The 17,015-nt window shown below is 69.3% G+C and carries 19 protein-coding genes, 1 other RNA gene and 2 pseudogenes; 11 read left to right on the top strand and 11 right to left on the bottom strand.

Annotation, left to right across the window (positions count from 1 at the left end; all coding sequences use genetic code 11):
* Positions 1 to 199: 199 nt before the first annotated feature.
* A pseudogene (locus tag H5U26_RS14935) lies at positions 200 to 391 on the top strand (DUF4917 family protein); the annotation flags it as partial.
* 93 nt (positions 392 to 484) lie between these two features.
* Here the strand turns inward: H5U26_RS14935 and ssrA are convergent.
* Positions 485 to 843, bottom strand: a transfer-messenger RNA (tmRNA) gene (gene ssrA, locus H5U26_RS09735).
* A gap of 131 nt (positions 844 to 974) precedes the next feature.
* Positions 975 to 1,442: an SsrA-binding protein SmpB gene (smpB, locus tag H5U26_RS09730; RefSeq protein ID WP_290619120.1), complete on the bottom strand. Its 468-nt coding sequence runs from the start codon at positions 1,440 to 1,442 to the stop codon at positions 975 to 977.
* A 131-nt stretch (positions 1,443 to 1,573) separates the two neighbouring features.
* On the opposite strand from smpB, the gene H5U26_RS09725 reads away from it, so the two are divergent.
* Together H5U26_RS09725 and H5U26_RS09720 are read left to right on the top strand one after the other, a co-directional pair.
* Complete coding sequence (locus tag H5U26_RS09725; protein WP_290619118.1) at positions 1,574 to 2,032, top strand: type II toxin-antitoxin system RatA family toxin; 459 nt, start codon at positions 1,574 to 1,576, stop codon at positions 2,030 to 2,032.
* The gene (locus H5U26_RS09720) at positions 2,019 to 2,309 is read left to right on the top strand and encodes an RnfH family protein (RefSeq protein ID WP_290619116.1); all 291 of its coding nucleotides are present in this window, start codon (positions 2,019 to 2,021) and stop codon (positions 2,307 to 2,309) included. Before H5U26_RS09725 ends, H5U26_RS09720 begins: the two co-directional genes overlap by 14 nt.
* A gap of 347 nt (positions 2,310 to 2,656) precedes the next feature.
* Here H5U26_RS09720 and H5U26_RS09715 read toward each other — a convergent pair whose 3' ends face one another.
* The 5 genes from H5U26_RS09715 to arfB all read right to left on the bottom strand — a co-directional run bounded on the left by H5U26_RS09715 (position 2,657) and on the right by arfB (position 8,353).
* Positions 2,657 to 3,532, bottom strand: a complete 876-nt coding sequence (locus H5U26_RS09715) for an alpha/beta hydrolase (protein WP_290619114.1) — start codon at positions 3,530 to 3,532, stop codon at positions 2,657 to 2,659.
* Positions 3,529 to 4,314 carry an enoyl-CoA hydratase-related protein gene (locus tag H5U26_RS09710; protein WP_290619113.1) on the bottom strand — a complete coding sequence of 262 codons (786 nt, stop codon included), beginning with the start codon at positions 4,312 to 4,314 and terminating at the stop codon, positions 3,529 to 3,531. The genes H5U26_RS09715 and H5U26_RS09710 overlap by 4 nt, the downstream gene beginning before the upstream one ends.
* 35 nt (positions 4,315 to 4,349) lie before the next feature.
* On the bottom strand, positions 4,350 to 6,476 hold the full coding sequence (locus H5U26_RS09705; protein ID WP_290619111.1) for a 3-hydroxyacyl-CoA dehydrogenase NAD-binding domain-containing protein: 2,127 nt from the start codon (positions 6,474 to 6,476) through the stop codon (positions 4,350 to 4,352).
* A gap of 10 nt (positions 6,477 to 6,486) precedes the next feature.
* Positions 6,487 to 7,695, bottom strand: coding sequence for an acetyl-CoA C-acetyltransferase (locus tag H5U26_RS09700; protein WP_290619110.1), 1,209 nt, complete (start codon positions 7,693 to 7,695; stop codon positions 6,487 to 6,489).
* Between the two features lie 250 nt (positions 7,696 to 7,945).
* Positions 7,946 to 8,353, bottom strand: coding sequence for an alternative ribosome rescue aminoacyl-tRNA hydrolase ArfB (gene arfB / locus H5U26_RS09695; RefSeq protein ID WP_290619108.1), 408 nt, complete (start codon positions 8,351 to 8,353; stop codon positions 7,946 to 7,948).
* Positions 8,354 to 8,463: 110 nt separating this feature from the next.
* Between arfB and folE the strand changes: the two genes are divergently transcribed.
* Both folE and H5U26_RS09685 read left to right on the top strand, forming a co-directional pair.
* Complete coding sequence (gene folE / locus H5U26_RS09690) at positions 8,464 to 9,177, top strand: GTP cyclohydrolase I (protein WP_290619106.1); 714 nt, start codon at positions 8,464 to 8,466, stop codon at positions 9,175 to 9,177.
* A gap of 13 nt (positions 9,178 to 9,190) precedes the next feature.
* On the top strand, positions 9,191 to 9,619 hold the full coding sequence (locus tag H5U26_RS09685; RefSeq protein ID WP_290619104.1) for a BLUF domain-containing protein: 429 nt from the start codon (positions 9,191 to 9,193) through the stop codon (positions 9,617 to 9,619).
* Between the two features lie 81 nt (positions 9,620 to 9,700).
* On the opposite strand, the pseudogene H5U26_RS14930 reads toward H5U26_RS09685, so the two are convergent.
* Positions 9,701 to 10,099, bottom strand: a pseudogene (locus tag H5U26_RS14930) (lytic transglycosylase domain-containing protein); the annotation flags it as partial.
* A 370-nt stretch (positions 10,100 to 10,469) separates the two neighbouring features.
* Here H5U26_RS14930 and H5U26_RS09675 point away from each other — a divergent pair.
* Genes H5U26_RS09675 through H5U26_RS09650 form a run of 6 tightly spaced genes read left to right on the top strand, consistent with a single transcriptional unit; the run spans position 10,470 to position 14,756 of the window.
* Entirely contained in the window at positions 10,470 to 10,982 is a 513-nt protein-coding gene (locus H5U26_RS09675; protein WP_290619100.1) for a hypothetical protein, read from the top strand.
* On the top strand, positions 10,979 to 11,815 hold the full coding sequence (locus H5U26_RS09670) for a secretin N-terminal domain-containing protein (RefSeq protein ID WP_290619098.1): 837 nt from the start codon (positions 10,979 to 10,981) through the stop codon (positions 11,813 to 11,815). Before H5U26_RS09675 ends, H5U26_RS09670 begins: the two co-directional genes overlap by 4 nt.
* Positions 11,812 to 12,276, top strand: coding sequence for a DUF4124 domain-containing protein (locus H5U26_RS09665; protein WP_290619096.1), 465 nt, complete (start codon positions 11,812 to 11,814; stop codon positions 12,274 to 12,276). Before H5U26_RS09670 ends, H5U26_RS09665 begins: the two co-directional genes overlap by 4 nt.
* Positions 12,273 to 12,779, top strand: coding sequence for a hypothetical protein (locus H5U26_RS09660; protein ID WP_290619094.1), 507 nt, complete (start codon positions 12,273 to 12,275; stop codon positions 12,777 to 12,779). The genes H5U26_RS09665 and H5U26_RS09660 overlap by 4 nt, the downstream gene beginning before the upstream one ends.
* Complete coding sequence (gene mpl, locus H5U26_RS09655) at positions 12,779 to 14,146, top strand: UDP-N-acetylmuramate:L-alanyl-gamma-D-glutamyl-meso-diaminopimelate ligase (protein WP_290619093.1); 1,368 nt, start codon at positions 12,779 to 12,781, stop codon at positions 14,144 to 14,146. The genes H5U26_RS09660 and mpl overlap by 1 nt, the downstream gene beginning before the upstream one ends.
* Before the next feature lies 1 nt (position 14,147).
* On the top strand, positions 14,148 to 14,756 hold the full coding sequence (locus tag H5U26_RS09650; RefSeq protein WP_290619091.1) for an LON peptidase substrate-binding domain-containing protein: 609 nt from the start codon (positions 14,148 to 14,150) through the stop codon (positions 14,754 to 14,756).
* Between the two features lie 26 nt (positions 14,757 to 14,782).
* Here H5U26_RS09650 and H5U26_RS09645 read toward each other — a convergent pair whose 3' ends face one another.
* From H5U26_RS09645 to H5U26_RS09635, 3 genes are read right to left on the bottom strand one after another with little or no spacing between them, the layout of a single operon-like run.
* Positions 14,783 to 15,685 carry a peptidylprolyl isomerase gene (locus H5U26_RS09645; protein ID WP_290619089.1) on the bottom strand — a complete coding sequence of 301 codons (903 nt, stop codon included), beginning with the start codon at positions 15,683 to 15,685 and terminating at the stop codon, positions 14,783 to 14,785.
* 19 nt (positions 15,686 to 15,704) lie between these two features.
* Positions 15,705 to 16,370, bottom strand: coding sequence for a CAAX prenyl protease-related protein (locus tag H5U26_RS09640; RefSeq protein ID WP_290619087.1), 666 nt, complete (start codon positions 16,368 to 16,370; stop codon positions 15,705 to 15,707).
* A 2-nt stretch (positions 16,371 to 16,372) separates the two neighbouring features.
* Complete coding sequence (locus tag H5U26_RS09635; protein WP_290619085.1) at positions 16,373 to 17,011, bottom strand: hypothetical protein; 639 nt, start codon at positions 17,009 to 17,011, stop codon at positions 16,373 to 16,375.
* Between the last annotated feature and the right edge of the window lie 4 nt (positions 17,012 to 17,015).

Genomic DNA, 17,015 nt, shown 5'->3' with positions numbered 1-17,015 from the left:
GATGAAGTTTACTACCGCGGCAAGGTGTGCGGCCACGAATGGCTGCACGAGACCGGATCGTGTGGCATGGGTTGGGTTGCATAGCGGTGGGGATTCGCGTGGCGAAATCAACCCACAATGACGACTTGTGAAAATTATGGGCAGAGTTGATATTCAGGCTTGGTCCTCGGTCAGCGCAGAAAGTTAGAGCACCCTCCTTCTGGGCAACGGCGCGAGCATCGCCATCCACAAGGAGTATGCATATCCAACACTCCACAGCGTTGCTGACGCAAAAGGGTTGCTCGCAACCACCGCGCCAACATTCGCCAAGCTCGGGACGACCGACTTCAAGCATGTTCTGCTTGCATGCTGGCATGCCGAAAACGTCAACGTGGCCTTGGGGACACCGTCGGCCGACATCTCCGAGGAACCCCCGACAACACGCGGGAGCCGGCGCGATCGGGCAAGAAAAAACCCCAACCGCGAACGGTTGGGGTTTTTGAGATGGTGGAGGCGGCGGGAATCGAACCCGCGTCCGCAAGTCCTCTGCCGTTGGCTCTACATGCTTATCCCAGTCTATTATTTTAGCCGGCTGCTACCCGACGGGCAGGGAAAACAGCCAGCGATCCTGAAAGGTTTTAGCGGGTCGGCCCCAGGCCTGCCTTGCCGCGAGCTTGTGTGTGTCGACGCCTGAACCCCGAACGCACAAGCACATCCGGTCAGACGGCACCCTACTGGGTTTTAAGCAGCGAGTGCGTAGTTGTCGTCGTTGGCAACTAAAGTTTTGCAGAGTGATTTACGAGGTCACTGCACCTCGGCATGCACCTCAGGTTTCGCAACCCACGTCGAAGCCAGGTCGCCCCCATGTGATCGGTGTGTAAGACATAGTACGCCTGGTTGCGGTTCCCGGCCAGACAAAACATTTTCCGCGCCCAGGAAACGCGCCATCATCGCCCGGCACAGCCGGGCTCCCACAGTGCTCCGACGACATCCCCCTATCGCTTGGACGATTTCAATATCCGCCCCCGCTCGCGCTGCCAGTCGCGGTCGCGCTCGCTGTCGCGCTTGTCGTGCGCCTGCTTGCCCTTGGCCAGGCCGATTTCCACCTTGCACTTGCCGCGCTTCCAGTACATGGCCAACGCCACCAGGGTATAGCCCTTGCGCTCGACGGCGCCGATCAGCTTGTTCAGCTCCTCGCGGTGCAGCAGCAGCTTGCGGGTGCGCCGCGGCTCGGGCACGTAGTGGGTGGACACGGTGGCCAGCGGCGTGATGATGGCGCCCAGCAGGAAGGCCTCGCCGTTCTTGATGATCACGTAGCTGTCGACCAGCTGCACGCGCCCGGCGCGCAGACTCTTGACCTCCCAGCCTTCGAGTGCGATGCCGGCCTCGAAGCGGTCTTCAAGGTGGTAGTCGAAGCGCGCCTTCTTGTTGACGATGATGGTGGCGGAAGGTGCGCTGGACATGGGCGGATCGCGGACAGGAGCGGGCGGGCATTGTAGGGGATGGCCGATCGACGCCGCGCCGGGGCCGGCCGGACCGGTCCGCTATCATGCGCTGGTGGCATGGTCGCCACGCAACGAGGGTACGAGGGCGGATGGCGGCGGTTCGGGAAATACGCAAGTCGGTGGTGGTGGCGCATCGGGCCGAGGAAATGTTCGGCCTGGTGAACGATGTCGAGTCGTACCCGCAATTCCTGCCCTGGTGTGCCTCGGCGCGGGTGCTGGAGCAGGACGAAACCACCATGCTGGCCAGCCTCGACATGGCGATGGCCGGCCTGCACAAGCGCCTGACCACGCGAAATCTGCTTCAGCCGCATCGGCGCGTGGAGTTGCGCCTGGTGGAGGGGCCGTTCAGCCGCTTTCACGCCGTGTGGACCTTCGATGAACTGGGTGAAGCCGCGGCACGGCCGCAGACGCGGGTCGGCTTTCACATCGCCTACGCACTGGCCGGCCGGCTGCTGGGCATGGCGCTGGGCCCGGTGCTGGGCGTGGTAGCGGATGGGCTGGTCGATTCGTTCTGTCGCCGCGCGGATGCGCTGCATGGCCGCCGCTGAGCGGATCCGGATCGAGGTTGCCTGCCCGGACGGGGCCGACTACCGGATCATTCAAGCTGAATTGCCGGTCGGCGCCACGGCCCGCGATGCGCTTGCGGCCTTCGATCTGGCGCTGAGCGAAGGCCGGACGCTGGGCCTGTTCGGACGGGCCGTCAGCGCGGACACGCCGCTCGCCGACGGCGACCGGCTGGAGCTGTACCTGCCGCTGCAGGTGGACCCGAAAACGGCGCGACGGCAACGCGCGGCGGCCAACGCAAAAAAGCCTGACCGCAGGTGAAACTTTCCGGTGCCAGCCCCGGTCTTAACCAACGAGACCTCTGCGAGGTATCACCCGCTTCCCCTCCCTGAGCGGGTTTATCCCTTCTAACCCCGGCCACTCGTGACCGGGGTTTTTTTTGCCTGCGATCGGCGTGCGCATGTCCGACATCGAGCCTACCCACGCGCCGTGGCGGCCGTCGAAAACAATTCTGGTCGACCGTGAAACTTTCCGGTATCAGCCCCGGTCTTAACAAGCGAGACCTCTGCGAGGTATCGCCCGCTTCCCCTCCCTGAGCGGGTTTATCCCATCAAACCCGGCCACCCCTGGCCGGGTTTTTTTTGCCTGCGATTGGGCGTCGGCCCGTCTCAGAGCGCGTGCCAGTCGGCCAGCAGGATGCGCAGCGCCGCCACGAAGGCCAGCGGCTGGTCCACGAACAGGTGGTGGTAGGCCTCCGGGATGGCCGACACCGGGCCGCGACGGTCCACCAGCTGGTGCACGTACTGGCGCACTTCGGGCGGAAACAGGGCACTTTTCTCGCCGTACAGGATGCCGATGCGACAGCGCAGCTGGCGCAGCTCCTCCGCCTGTTCGCCGACCTTGATGTGGGCCAGGCCGCGGTCGTCGAACTTCCAGGTCCAGAAGCCATCGGGCGTTTCGATGATCGAATGCCGACCGATGTAGTCCAGGATGTAGGCGTTGTCGCAGGGCTGCTCCGGAATCAACCGAAAGCGCGCCAGGGCGCTGTCGAAGTCCGGGTAGTCGCGGCGCGGCTGGCGCAGCGGGTTGCGGGCGGTGCCGGGGAACTGGAAGCCCGGCGGGCGGATCGGCGAGTCGGCCATCACCAGGCCGCCTACGCGCTCTGGCTGGCTGGCGGCGGCGCGCAGGCACACCGCCCCGCCCAGGCTGTGACCGACCAGGGTCACGTCCGGGCCGAAGCCGGCGGCCTCGCACACGCCGATCGCCTCGGCGGCGAAATCGTCCAGCGAGTACTGCTCGCGCCGGCCGCTCTCGCCCATGCCGGACAGGTCCATGGCCGCCACGCGGTGATCGGCAGCCAGCCACGGCGCGATGAAGTCCCACCAGTGGCTGTGCGCACCGCCGCCATGCACCAGCAGCAGCGGCGGGCCGGACTCACCCCAGCGGCGATAGTGGATGCTGCAGCCGGCGACCGGCACCCAGTGGGCGTCGGCCGGGGTACCGACCGCCTCGCAGAACCAGTCGGGAGCGTCCGGTTGGGTCATTTTTTGTGGAACTTGCGAAACTCGGCCGGGCGCTTTTCGTTGAAGGCGCGCACGCCTTCCTTCGACTCGTCGGTCTCGTAGTACAGCGCCAGCGCCTGCAGGCCCATGGCGGCCTGCCCGCGAATGTGCTCGCTGTCGGCGTTGAAGGAGCGCTTGGCGATGGCCAGCGCGGTCGGGCTCTTGGCCATGATCTCGGCGCACCAGGCGGCGACTTCGGCGTCCAGTTCCTGGTGCGGCACCACCTTGTTGACCAGGCCCATGCGCTCGGCCTCGTCGGCCTTGTAGCGGCGGCACAGGTACCAGATTTCGCGCGCCTTCTTCTCGCCGACGGCGCGCGCCAGATAGGCGGTGCCGTAGCCCGGATCGACCGAGCCCATCTTGGGGCCGACCTGGCCGAACTGAGCCCTGTCCGAGGCGATGGTCAGGTCGCACAGCAGCGCCAGCACGTTGCCGCCGCCGATGGCGTAGCCCTGCACGCGGGCGATCACCGGCTTGGGCACGTCGCGGATGACGGTGTGCAGCTCCTCCACCGGCAGGCCGATGGTGCCGCGGCCGCCATAGCTGCCGGCGTGGGATTTCTGGTCGCCGCCGGTGCAGAACGCCTTGTCGCCGGCACCGGTCAGCACGATGACGCCGATGTCCGGGTTCCAACCGGCGCGCTGGAAGGCGTGGATGAGTTCTTCCACGGTCTGGGCGCGAAAGGCGTTGTAGACCTCCGGCCGGTTGATGGTGATGGTGGCGACGCCGTCCTGTTCGACGTAAAGAAGGTCCTGGTAGTCCACGAGCGGGTTCCTTGCAGTTGCGGTGAGTGAATGAATCAGCGGCCGGCGGCGCGCAGTTGCGTACCGGTGCCGACCAGGCGCTTGAGGATGTCCGGCGGCGCGTAACGCGACCCGACGCTGGCAGCAAGCGCCTCGCACTCGGCCACGAAGCGGTCCACGCCAATGGTGTCGACGTACGACAGCACGCCGCCGGCCCAGGCCGGATAGCCCCAGCCCAGCAGGGACGCCACGTCGGCATCGGTCGTGTTCTCGATCACGCCTTCGGCCAGACAGCGCGCGGCCTCCACGGACTGGATGTGCAGCAGGCGGCGCTTGACGCTGTCGACGTCCGGCTGCCGGGCGGCGCGCGGGAAGTGTTCGGCCAGACCCGGCCACAGCCGCCGCTGACCGTCCGCGTAGTCGTAAAAGCCCTTGCCGGCCTTCTTGCCAACCCGGCCGAGTTTTTCCACGAACAGCTCGATCACCGGCGCCGACGGCGGCGCGGTGTAGGCGGCGCCAAGGTCGGCGCGCGTCTGCAGGATGATCTTGTGCACCAGGTCCAGCGCCACCTCGTCGGCCACCGCCAGCGGGCCGAGCGGCATGCCGGTCTGGCGGCCGGCGTTTTCGATCAGCGCCGGGTTCACGCCCTCGGCCAGCAGGGCCATGCCTTCCTCGAAGTAGGTCGCAAACACCCGGCTGGTGAAAAAGCCGCGGCTGTCGTTGACCACCACCGGCGTCTTGCCGATGCGCGCCACGAAATCGAGCGCCTGCGCCAGGCAGGTTTCGGAGGTCTGGCGGCCACGGATGACCTCCACCAGCGCCATGCGGTGCACCGGCGAGAAGAAATGCAGGCCGATGAAGTTGTCCGGCCGTGGCCAGTGCTCGGCCAGACCCGAGATCGGCAGCGTGGAGGTATTGGACGCGAACAGGATGTCGGGGCCGGTCGCCTCGGCCGTGCGGCGCGTGGCCTCGGCCTTGACCTCGCGCTGTTCGAACACCGCCTCGATGACGATGTCGCAGCCGGCGAGCGCCGCGTAATCGGTGGTCGGCGTGATGCGGGTGAGCACCGCCGCGCGGCCGGCGGCGTCCAGGCGTCCGCGCTCCACTTCGCGGCCGAGGAGTTTTTCGGCGTGCGCCTTGCCGCGCTCGGCCAGTGCCGGCTCGCGGTCCAGCAGCACGGTGTCGAGCCCGGCCGTGGCGCAGGCGTGGGCGATGCCGCTGCCCATCAGACCGGCGCCCAGCACGCCGACCTTGCGGTATTCGGCCTTGGGTACGCTGGCCGGGCGGCGCTTGAGCTTGCGGGCGTCGTTCAGGGCCAGGAAGCCGCTGCGGATCAGGTTTTCCGCCTGCACCGTGGCGGCCGTCACGCCGAAATAGCGGCTCTCGATGTCCGTGCCGACCTCGATCGGCGAGGACACGCCCTCATACACGCACGACAGGATGTTGATCGGCGCTGGGTAGTTGCCGGCGGTGCGCTCGTGCACCTTGGCAATGACGACCGACAGGAATTCCTGCACGCCCGGATCGCTTGCGTTGCCGCCGGGCACCCGAAAGCCCTTGCGATCCCAGGGCTGCTCGGCCTTGCCGCCGGCCAGAATCCAGGCCTTGGCCTTGTCCAGCAACTCAGCGGCCGGCACCACGGCATGGACGATTCCGAGCTTGAGGGCCTCTGCCACCGGCAGGCGCGTGCCTTCCACCAGCAGCGGCACCGCCGCGCGCACGCCGATCAGCCGCGGCAGGCGCTGAGTGCCGCCGGCGCCCGGCAATATGCCCAGCGTGACTTCCGGCAGGCCGATGCGGGTCTTGGGGTTGTCGGCGGCGATGCGGTAGTGGCAGGCCAGCGCCAGTTCCAGTCCGCCGCCCAGCGCCGTGCCGTTGATGGCCGCGACCATCGGTTTGCCGGCCGTCTCCAGGCGCCGGAACACGCGGTTGATGGCATGGCTGCCGGCTTCGAGGCCCGCCACGCTGCGGTCGGCCAGGAAGTCATGGATGTCGGCGCCGGCGATGAAGTCGCTCTTGGCGCTGGTGACGACGATGCCCTTGACGGCCGGATCGGCCAGCGCCTTGTCCACGGCCGCCACATAGGCGGTCGTGGCGGCGTCGCTCAAGGTGTTCACCGGCGAACCGGGAACGTTCCAGGTGACGATGGCGATGCCGTCGCCGTCCACGCGGTAGTCGATCATCGCGTCCTCCTCACAGCCGTTCGATGATGGTGGCGGTGCCCATGCCGGCGCCGATGCACAGCGTCACCAGACCCGTGCCCAGATTGCGCCGTTCGAGCTCGTCGAGCACGGTGGCGATCAGGATGGCGCCGGTGGCGCCCAGCGGGTGGCCGAGTGCAATGGCGCCGCCGTTGACGTTGATCTTGTCCATCGGCACGCCGACCACGTCGGCAAAGCGCAGCACCACGGCGGCGAAGGCCTCGTTGACCTCGTACAGGTCGATGTCGGCCGGGCTCATGCCGGCGCGCTTGAGCGCCTTTTGCGTGGCCGGCGCCGGGCCGGTCAGCATGATGGTCGGCTCGCTGCCGATGGAGGCGAAGCCACGGATGCGCGCGCGCGGCTTCAGGCCCAGTCGCTGGCCGATCTCCTTGCTGCCGACCAGCACCGCCGCGGCGCCGTCGACGATGCCGGACGAGTTGCCGGCGTGGTGTACGTGCTCGATGCGTTCGAGCTGCGGGTAGCGCTGCAGCGCCACGGCGTCGAAGCCGTACTCGGCGCCGAGCTTCTCGAACGAGGCCGGCAGCTTGGCCAGGCTCTCGAGCGTGGTGCCGGGGCGGCGGTGCTCGTCGTGATCCAGCAGCATCTGCCCGTCCACCGCATACACCGGCGTCACCGAGCGGGCGAAGCGCCGTTCTTCCCAGGCCTGCGCGGCGCGCGTCTGCGACTGCACGGCAAAGCGGTCCACGTCGGCGCGCGAGTAGCCGTAGAGGCTGGCGATCAGGTCGGCCGAGATGCCCTGCGGCACGTAATGGCTGTGGAAGGCCACCTGCGGATCGGCAAACCAGGCGCCGCCGGCCGACGACATCGGAATGCGCGACATGGACTCGACACCGCCGCCGACCACCAGGTCCGACTGGCCGGCCATGACCTGCCCGGCGGCCATGTTGACCGCTTCCAGACCCGAGGCGCAGAAGCGGTTGACCTGCACGCCGGCCACCGTTTCCGCATAACCGGCGTCGATGGCCGCCACGCGGGCGATGTTCGAGCCCTGCTCGCCGACCGGGCTGACCACGCCCAGGATCACGTCGTCGATGTTGGCGGTGTCCAGCTGCAGGCGCGCGCGCAGGGCGTTCAGCACCGTGGTGGCGAGGCGGATCGGCGGCACCTGGTGCAGCGCACCGTCGGGTTTGCCGCGCCCGCGCGGCGTGCGCACGGCGTCGTAGATGAAGGCTTCCGGCATGGCAGGTCTCCTCGCGGGGCGATAGGGGTGGCGCCGAACAAATCCATTCTGGATCTTCCAGCGCCTGCCAGCGGAAAAAACCTTGTAGGTGCGCAGCTTCGCTGCGCGATCATCGCCCGGCACAGCCGGGCTCCCAGGGTTCTCCGGTGGCTCACACAACCGATGGCGGCAGACCATCGATTGCAGCAGTACCTGCCCGGGCCGGGGCAGGACTGGCGACAAATGGTCTCACGAACCGCCGCATGACCGGTCACTCGTTAAGGTCGGGCCGGCGGCGGCGCAGCTTGGCGGTGCCCTGGTGCTGCTTGCTTTCCAGGCGTCGTTCGCGCTGGGCGCGCGACGGCTTCGTCGACCGCCGCGGCTTGGGCGCCGTTGCAGCCGCATCCAGCAGCGCCGCCAACCGCGCCAGCGCATCGGCGCGGTTGCGCTCCTGGGTGCGAAAGCGCTGGGCTTCGAGAATCAGCACCCCGTCGGCCGTCAGCCGCCGCCCGGCCAGGCGCGTCAGGCGCTCGCGCACGGCATCCGGCAGCTCGGTAAAGCCGCGCGTGTTGAAGCGCAGCTGCACGGCGCTGGACACCTTGTTCACGTTCTGGCCGCCGGGACCGCTGGCGCGGATGAACTGGAATTCGAGGTCGCGCGGGTCGGGCGTGAGGTCCATTGGAAGGCTCGGTCGGCAAGGCAGGGGCCATTCTGCCTTGCCGGCGCAGTGCGTCGGCGCCGGTGATTCGGTTTAGCATCGGCGCATCAGGTCATCGCCCCGGTCCCCCAATGAATCAGCCAGAGTCACCTTCCGCCGCGACCACGCAGCCGGTTTCGGACCGCATCCGCCAGCGTCTGGAGCGCGCGCGGGTGCGTTTTCACGCCAACGACAACATCGCCGCGTACATCGAGCCGGGCGAGCTGCCGCTGCTGCAGGCCGAGGTCGAGGACAAGCTCACGCAGGTGCTGCACAGCCTGGTGATCGACACCGACAGCGACCACAACACGCGCGAGACCGCCCGCCGGGTGGCCAAGATGTACCTGAACGAGGTGTTCAGCGGCCGCTACCGGCCGGCGCCGGACGTGACCGAGTTCCCGAACGTGGAGCGCCTGAACGAGCTGATGATCGTCGGGCCGATCACCATCCGCAGCGCCTGCTCGCATCATCTTTGCCCGATCCTGGGCAAGGTGTGGATCGGCGTCATGCCGAACGAACACTCCAATTTGATCGGCCTGTCCAAGTACGTGCGCCTGGCCGACTGGCTGATGAGCCGGCCGCAGATCCAGGAAGAGGCCGTCACGCGCCTGGCCGACCTGCTGCAGGAGCGCATGCAGCCGGACGGGCTGGCCATCGTCATGGAGGCGGATCATTTCTGCATGCAGTGGCGCGGCGTCAAGGACAGCGACTCGAAGATGATCAACAGCGTCATGCGTGGGGTATTCCTGACCGACGCCAGCCTGCGGCGCGAGTTCCTGGCCCTGCTGCGCCGCAACGGCTCCTGACTGGAGGTTCGCCATGCTCGTTCGACTGCTCTACGCCAGCCGCGCCAGCGGCCCGGTGACCCAGGACACCCTGGACGGCATCCTGGCCGAATCCCGCCGCAACAACCCGGCCCTGGGCATCACCGGCATCCTGTGCCACGGTGGGGACGTCTACATGCAGGTGCTCGAGGGCGGCCGGGAGGCCGTGAACGCGCTCTACAACCGCATCGTGCGCGACGCCCGCCACGACCCGGTTACCCTGCTCCACTACCAGGAAATCACCGAGCGTCGCTTCGCCGGCTGGACCATGGGCCAGGTCAACCTGCACAAGGTCAACCCGTCGATCCTGCTCAAGTACTCCGAGAAGCCGCAGCTGGACCCGTTCGTCACGCCCGGCTGCGCGGCCATGGCGCTGCTGGAGGAACTGATGGCCACGGCACAGATCGTCGGGCGGACGGGCTGAGGAGCGGCGTCCGGTACATCGTCAGCTCCGGCGCGCGTCAGTCACTGCCCGGACCGTCGCGGAGCCCGCCGCGGTCGGCGGTCACTCCGCCGTCACAACGTACGGATGCTCGGTCTTGCCGTAACGACCGATGATGCCGGCCACATAGTGGCGCGTTTCGGCATACGGCGGCAGGCCGCCATGGCGGGCGACGGCACCCTCGCCGGCGTTGTAGCCGGCCAGGGCCAGGCGCACGTCGCCGCGGAACTGCCCCAGCAGCCAGCTCAGGTAGGCCATGCCGCCACGCAAGTTCTGTTCGGCATCCCAGGGGTCTTGCACGCCAAAGCGCCGCGCGGTGGCCGGGATCAGCTGCATGAGGCCCTGCGCGTTCTTGGGCGAGCGGGCATCGGTGCGAAAGGCCGACTCGGCGGCCACCACCTGCTTGACCAGCGCCGGATCGAGCGCGTATTGCGGCGCCAGGCGATCGATGAGTTGCTCCACCGCCTGCCGGCCGGGGCCGATCAGGGTCGGCCGACCGGCCACGGTCGGAACGATCAGCGTCGGTGCCACGTACTTGCGCGGACCGCGCCGGGCGGCGTAATTGGCCGCCGCATAGCCGGGCGTGGTCAACACCCGGTCGCTGAACACCGTGTGTCCGCCCGGCGTGCGATACATGAACAGCTCGGCGCGCGGCACCTGGCAGGCGCACAGCCCGAGCATGAGCATCCACAAGCGCCACATAAGACCTGCCGCCGCCTCCCGCTGGACGAAACCGCAACCACGCGCGACCCGGTCAAGGATAACCGTGCTGCGCCGATAATGCGGCAAACGTACTATCGTCCGGCAGTGCCATACAGTTGAGCCAACGGCCATGACCGAGCCCGTGCAGCCCGAAGCCGACGACCCGCGCGCCGTCCTGCGCCCGCAAGGCGCAGCCGAGTGCACCCTGGTGGCACAGCGCCTGATGGCAGCAGCGCGCGAGCGCGTACGCATCCTGCCGCAGCGCGCCGACCTGCGCTATCTGACCGACGACGCGGTGATCGGCGCCCTGCGCGCATTGTTGCTGCGCAACCGGCGCGCACGCCTGGAAATCCTGGTGCCGGCGGATGTGGCACGCGATGACCAGGGACGCCCCCTGTGGAACCTGGCGCAGCGCCTGACCAGCTCGGTCGCCCTGCACCGACTGGCCGACGAGGATGCCCAAGTGAGCGAAGCCTGGTTCACCGTCGACGAGCGTGGCTACCTGTACCGCCCGCAACCGGAGCGCCTGGCGGCCCAGGCGAGCCTGGAGCAACCGGCGCGGGCCAGGGACCTGAACCTGCGCTTCGCCGCCCTGTGGCTGAACAGCGAGCCGGACCCGGACCTGCGCCGGCTGAGCCTGTGAGGCGGCTGCGCGCCCTGCTGCCGCTGATTGCCGTCGCGCTGCTGCCGGCCGGCGCACCGGCCCGCCCGCAACTGGCGACGATTGCGTTGCAGCAGCGCCCGGCGGCCGAGATGGCGCAAGTGCTGCAACCCCTGCTCGGGCCGCAGGAAAGCGTCACCGGCGACGGCTACACGCTGATCCTGAACGTGGAGCCGGCGCGCCTGGAGCAGCTGCGCGCCACCGTGGCCGAGCTGGACCGCGCGCCGCGCCAGCTGCGCATCACCGTGCGCCAACAACTGTATGCCGAGGACCGCATGAACGCGGCCGGCGTCAGCGCCGAGCTTGGCGACCCGCACGCGCGGGTCATCGTCAGCCCGCCGGATGCCGGCAGCGGCGCGCAGGCGCGCTACCGCGGCATCGGCGTGTACGGCACCGATCCGCAGGGCCGCCAGTACGAATCCGGCGAGCAGACCGTGCTGGCGCAAGAAGGCCGCCCGGCGCGCATCGCGGTCGGCCTGATCGCCCCCTTCGACAGCGTCTGCGAGGACAGTTACGGCGGCCGCCGCATGTGCACCGAATACCGCGAGGTGAGCACCGGCTTCGAGGTGCTGGCCCGGCTCGGCGCCGGCGGCGTGACGCTCGATATATCGCCGCAGTCGCAGCAACTGGCCGAAGCCGGCGTGGTGGCGTTCCAGATCGCCCAGACGCAGCTGCACGGGCCGCTCGGGCAGTGGCTGGAGCTGGGCGGCGAGGTCGCCACCTCGGGCGAAGGCGAACGCGGCGTGCTAGCGTCTACGGCCCGAACCGGCCGCAGCGCGCGGCGCATCGCCATCAAAGTGGAGCTCGCCCCGTGACCCGCCGTATCCGCCCTGGCCGGCTCCTGCCGCTGTTCCTGTTGCTGCTTGGCAGCGCCGCTCAGGCCGGCGACATCTACCGCTGGACCGACGCCCAGGGCCGCACGCATTACGGCGACCGGCCGCCGGCCAGCGGCGCGGAAAAAATCGTCGAGCCACCGCCGCCCAGCGATCTGTCGCCGGACGAGGCCAAGGCCAAACTCGAAGCCATCCGCGCCGAGCGCGAAAAGGCCGCCGAGGAACGCGCCCTGGCCAAGGAAGCGCAAGCCAAGGCCGCGGCCGAGCAAAAACAGCGCGCCGCCGAGTGCGCCGCCGCGCGCCGGCAGCAGGATGCCCTGCAGGCGGCGCGGCGCATCCGCGACGCCGATGGCCACTGGTACACCGGCGAGGAGCGGCTGAAAAAAATGCAGGACCTGGAAGCCGCCATCCGCACGCATTGCGGCGGCACGCCGGCGCAATGAGTTCGCCCTGGCGGGCGCTGGCCGAGCTGGTGGGGGATCTGCTGCGCCTGCGGCGCGGGCCGCAGGATGTGCCCTACTCGCCCACCCTGCTGCTGCTGGCGCTGATTCCCTACGCGCTGCTGGGCAGCACGCTGGCGGCGTTTGCCATGCCGGCGTCGCGAGCCTTGCTTTACGGCCCCACCGAGGCCGCCCTGCTGGCCGTATTGGTGTATGTGTCGGTCGCCGTCCGCCGCCGGCCGGCCCGCTACGTGCAGACGCTGACCGCGCTGCTGCTGGTCGGGGTGGTGTTCAACGCCCTGTCGCTGCCGCTGACGGCGCTCGCCCGGCCGGAAAACGGCCTCGGCCTGCTGATTCTGGCGCTGGTGGCGTGGAGCTTTGCGGTGTCGGTGCACATCCTGCGCCTGGCGCTCGACCTCCCGGTGCCCGGCAGCGTGCTGGTCAATCTGGGTTTCTTTTTCGCCGCCTATTTCGGGCTCGGTTATCTGTTCGGACTGCTTTCCTGATGCACCTGCACATTCTTGGTATCGGCGGCACCTTCATGGGCGGCCTGGCGCAGCTGGCCAAGGCGCTGGGCCACCGCGTCAGCGGCTGCGACGCGGGCGTCTACTCGCCGATGCGCGAGCAGCTGGGCGCCGCCGGCATCGACTGGCAGGAAGGTTATGACCCCGCGCAGCTCACGCCCCGGCCGGACCTGTGCGTGATCGGCAACGCCCTGTCGCGCGGCAACCCGCTGGTCGAACACATCCTGAACACCGACCTGCCCTACATCTCCGGCCCGCAGTGGCTGGGCGAGCAGGTGCTGGCCGGCCGGCACGTGCTGGCCGTGGCCGGCACCCACGGCAAGACCACCACCGCCAGCCTGCTGGCGTGGATTCTGGACCAGGCCGGCCTCGCGCCGGGCTTTTTGATCGGCGGCGTGCCGCAGAACTTCGGCGTCTCGGCGCGCCTTGGCAGCGGGCCGTTCGTGGTCGAGGCGGACGAGTACGACACGGCGTTTTTCGACAAGCGCGCCAAGTTCCTGCACTACCGGCCGCGCACCGCGATCCTGAACAACCTCGAATTCGACCACGCGGACATCTACCCGGACCTGGCCGCCATCGAGTGGCAGTTCCACCAGCTGCTGCGCGGCGTACCGGGCAACGGGCGGCTGATCGTGAACGCCGCCGACGCCAACCTGGCGCGGCTTCTGGAGCGCGGCTGCTGGACACCGGTGACGCGCTTCGGGCCCGGCGGCGACTGGCAGGCCACGCCGCTCACACCGGACGCCAGCCGCTTCGAGCTGACGGTGGCCGGCGAGCGCATCGGCAGCGGCGAATGGTCGCTGGCCGGCGTGCACAACCTGCACAACGCGCTGGCGGCGCTGGCGGCGGCGGCCGAAGTGGGCGTGAGCCCGGCCCAGGGCCTGGCGGCGCTCGGCAGCTTCAGGAACGTGCGCCGGCGACTGGAGATCGTGGCCGAGGCCGGCGGCGTCACCGTCTACGACGATTTCGCCCATCACCCGACGGCGATTGCTGCCACGCTGGCGGCGCTGCGCGGCCGGGTTGGCGCCGCGCGCATCCTGGCGGTGGTCGACCTGCGCTCGAACTCCATGCGCTCCGGCGCCCACCGGGCCGGTCTGGCCGCGGCGCTGGCGGATGCCGATCTGGCGCTGCTGCACTGCGCGCAGCCGCTGGCCTGGGACATTGACGAGGTGCTGCGCGACCTTCCCCGCGGCGGCGGCTTTTTCCGTACCGGCGAGGCACTGGTCGATGCGCTTGCGCAGGCCGCCCGGCCGGGCGATCACGTGCTGCTGATGAGCAATGGCGCCTTCGGCGGCGTGCATGCCACACTCGCGGCGCGGCTCAAAAACTCAGCCAGCGGGGAATCCTGACGTGCCAGAACTGCAAACCTTCACCCTGCCGGTGTTTCCGCTGGGCAGCGTGCTGTACCCGGGCGGCCTGCTGCCGCTGCGCATCTTCGAGCCACGCTATCTGGGCATGGTGCGCGAGTGCCTTCGCGAGCAGCGCGGCTTTGCCGTGTGCCTGATCAGCGAGGGTCGCGAAACCGGCCAGGCGGCGCGCTTTCATCCCATCGGCACGCTGGCCCGCATCGAGGATCACGACCAGGACGCAGCCGGCATGCTGCACATCACGGTGCGCGGCGACCAACGCGTGCAGGTGCTCACGAGCACCGTGCGCCCCGACCAGCTGGTCATCGGCCAGGCCCTGCACCTGGAGGCGGAACCGGTCACCGGCATCGCCGAGCGGCACCGGCCGCTGCTGGACCTGCTGCGCCAGGCGATGGAGGAGTACGACCCCGACTTTGGCCGCGCCGAGGAACTGCTGGACGCCAGCTGGGTCGGGTTTCGGCTGGCCGAACTGCTGCCGCTGCCGCCGGCGCGGCGCCAGTGGTTACTGGAACTGACCAACCCCACGCTGCGCCTGGAAGCGCTGGCGCAGTTCATCGAGGAACTGCGCGCCGGCGACGAAATACAGCGCTGAGCGGCGCCCGACCGAGGCCGGCGGCATCACTCGACCGGCACCTGCAGCGTGCCGAGCATCAGCTCATCGACGCGTACCGGCATCGCGGCAGCCAAGCGCTCGACGTATTCGGCGCGCCGCCGGCGCTGTTCCTGCGCCCGCAGCGCGGTGACGATGTCGGCGCGCGCCTCGTCCAGCGACAGATCGCGCGCCGCCTGACGCTCGGTCAGTTTCAGGATGTGCCAGCCGTCGGCGACCGGCACCGGATCGCTGATCGCCCCCACCGCCATGGCGGTCACCGTCTCGCGGAATTCCGGACGCAGCATCGGCTCGCTCACCCAACCGACCTCGCCGCCGCGGGCGGCGCTTTCGGCGTGGCGCGAATGCTCGCGTGCCAGGTCGGCGAAGTCGGCCTTGGCCAGGCGGGCTTCCTGCGCCAGCTCACGCGCCCGACGCGCCGCGTCGGCGTCGTCCGGCCGTCCGGCCACAAAGATCTGCGACAGGCGATAGCGCGGCGCGGCCCGAAACCGCTCGCGGTTGGCCTCGTAAGTGGCGACGATCAGCTCCTGCGGCGGGTAATCGTCGGCAACGACACTCATGGCATCCAGGTGCGCCTGCACCAGCTCCAGGTCGGCCGCCTGACGCATGCGCGCCCGCACCGCCGGCTCTGCGGCCTGCGGCGAGCGCCTGGCGGTTTCCACCAGCGCCCGCCACTGCACCTCGCGCCGTATGGCATCGGCAAGCGCCTGCGGCTGTTCGGCCAGCTGTTTGCGGGTCGCCGCCGGCAGGGCCGCCAGCAGGCTCTGCGCTTCGGCCTGCGTCAGCCGGGCATCGCCAGCCTGCGCCAGGACCGCCGAGCTGCCCGTCAGGGCACGCGCCACGAATCCGGCCACCAGCAACAAGGCCACCGCACCCGCCAGCGTCGGCAGGCTTCGTCTGTCACGCGTCATGAGGAAATCCGAAAAAGCTTCACCACAAATGCCAGGCACCCTGCGTCAGCACCCAGGCCGCCAGCAGCGCATTGGTCAGCGCATGCGCCAGCACCGGGGTCCACAGGCTGCCGGTATACCGATACAGCCAGCCGTAGATCAGTCCGGCCGCGAATCCGGCCACGATGAGCTGATGCATGCTGGCGAACAGCGCCGCCTGGATCAGAAACGCCCGCCGATCCACGGCGCGCGGATCGACTGCCGCAAAGTCCGGCCGCACCAGCCAGCGCATGAGAAAACTGCGAAAGAACAGCTCCTCGGCCAGCGGCGCCACGATCACGGCGCCGGCGATGCGCGCGGCAAACTGCCACAAGGCCGTGTCCTCGGCCGCGAAGGGCGACACCTGCGGCGCGCCAAGGCTCGCCCAGTCCTGATCCAGCGCCAGCCACAGCGCCAGCACCAGCCCACCGGCGGCGACGCCCAGCGCCACACCGCGCCGGTCCGGCAGCCGATGCAGGTCGGCACAGCGCCGCCACATCACGGCGAGAACCAGCAGCGTCACGCCGGTGCGAACGGCGTACCAGTCGCGCGGGTCGACACCCGCGTACTGAGCCAGCGGCGCTACCGCCAGCAGCCCGACGAACACCGCGAACGGCAACACCCACGGCAGCAGCCGCAGCCAGGGCGGCCCCACGACCGACGCCACCGTCACTGCGCCGCTGGTGCGGCGACGCGCTGGTCGTCCAGCGCGAAACGGTAGTCCTGCACGATGTTCTCGAGCTCCACGCGCTTGAGGCCAGTGAACGGCTCGGCGGCCTTGAGCGCCGACCACACACCCTTGCGCTCGTAACGGTCCAGCAGCTCGTTGCCGATCTCGAACAGACGCAGGTTGTGCCCGACCAGTTCGTCCACGCGCGCCCGGCACTGCGCCAGATCGCCATCCAGCGCCTCGCCCCGGGCGCGTGCCTGCGCCAGCGCCGCGCTGGTGGCCGACTGTTCGTCGCGCAACCCGCCGATGGCCGTCTGCGCTTCCCCAAGACGGGCGCGCAGGGCCTCGTTCTGCGCCTGGAAGGCCGCCAGTGCCTCGCGCAGTCGAGCCGCCTCCTGCTCGGCGCCGTCCGCCTTTGCCTGCGCGGCGTCACGCTCCTGCTGGGCTTTTTCCAGATCGGCCTTCATGCGCGCGGCATCGGCCTTCAGGGCATCGCGCTCGGCCGATATCTGTTGCAGCAGCGCCTGCACCTGGGCGCCGGCCGCCCCGCTGGCCGGGCGGCGCACCGCCTCCGCCTGCGCCGGCAGGCTGGCCGCCAGCAGCAGGGTCGTCACCACCAGCCCACATCGCCGGATCATGCGC

The organism is Immundisolibacter sp., assembly GCF_014359565.1.
GTDB lineage: Bacteria > Pseudomonadota > Gammaproteobacteria > Immundisolibacterales > Immundisolibacteraceae > Immundisolibacter.
The sequence above is the reverse complement of the archived record's forward strand: the minus strand, read 5'-3'. Positions and strand labels throughout refer to the sequence as shown.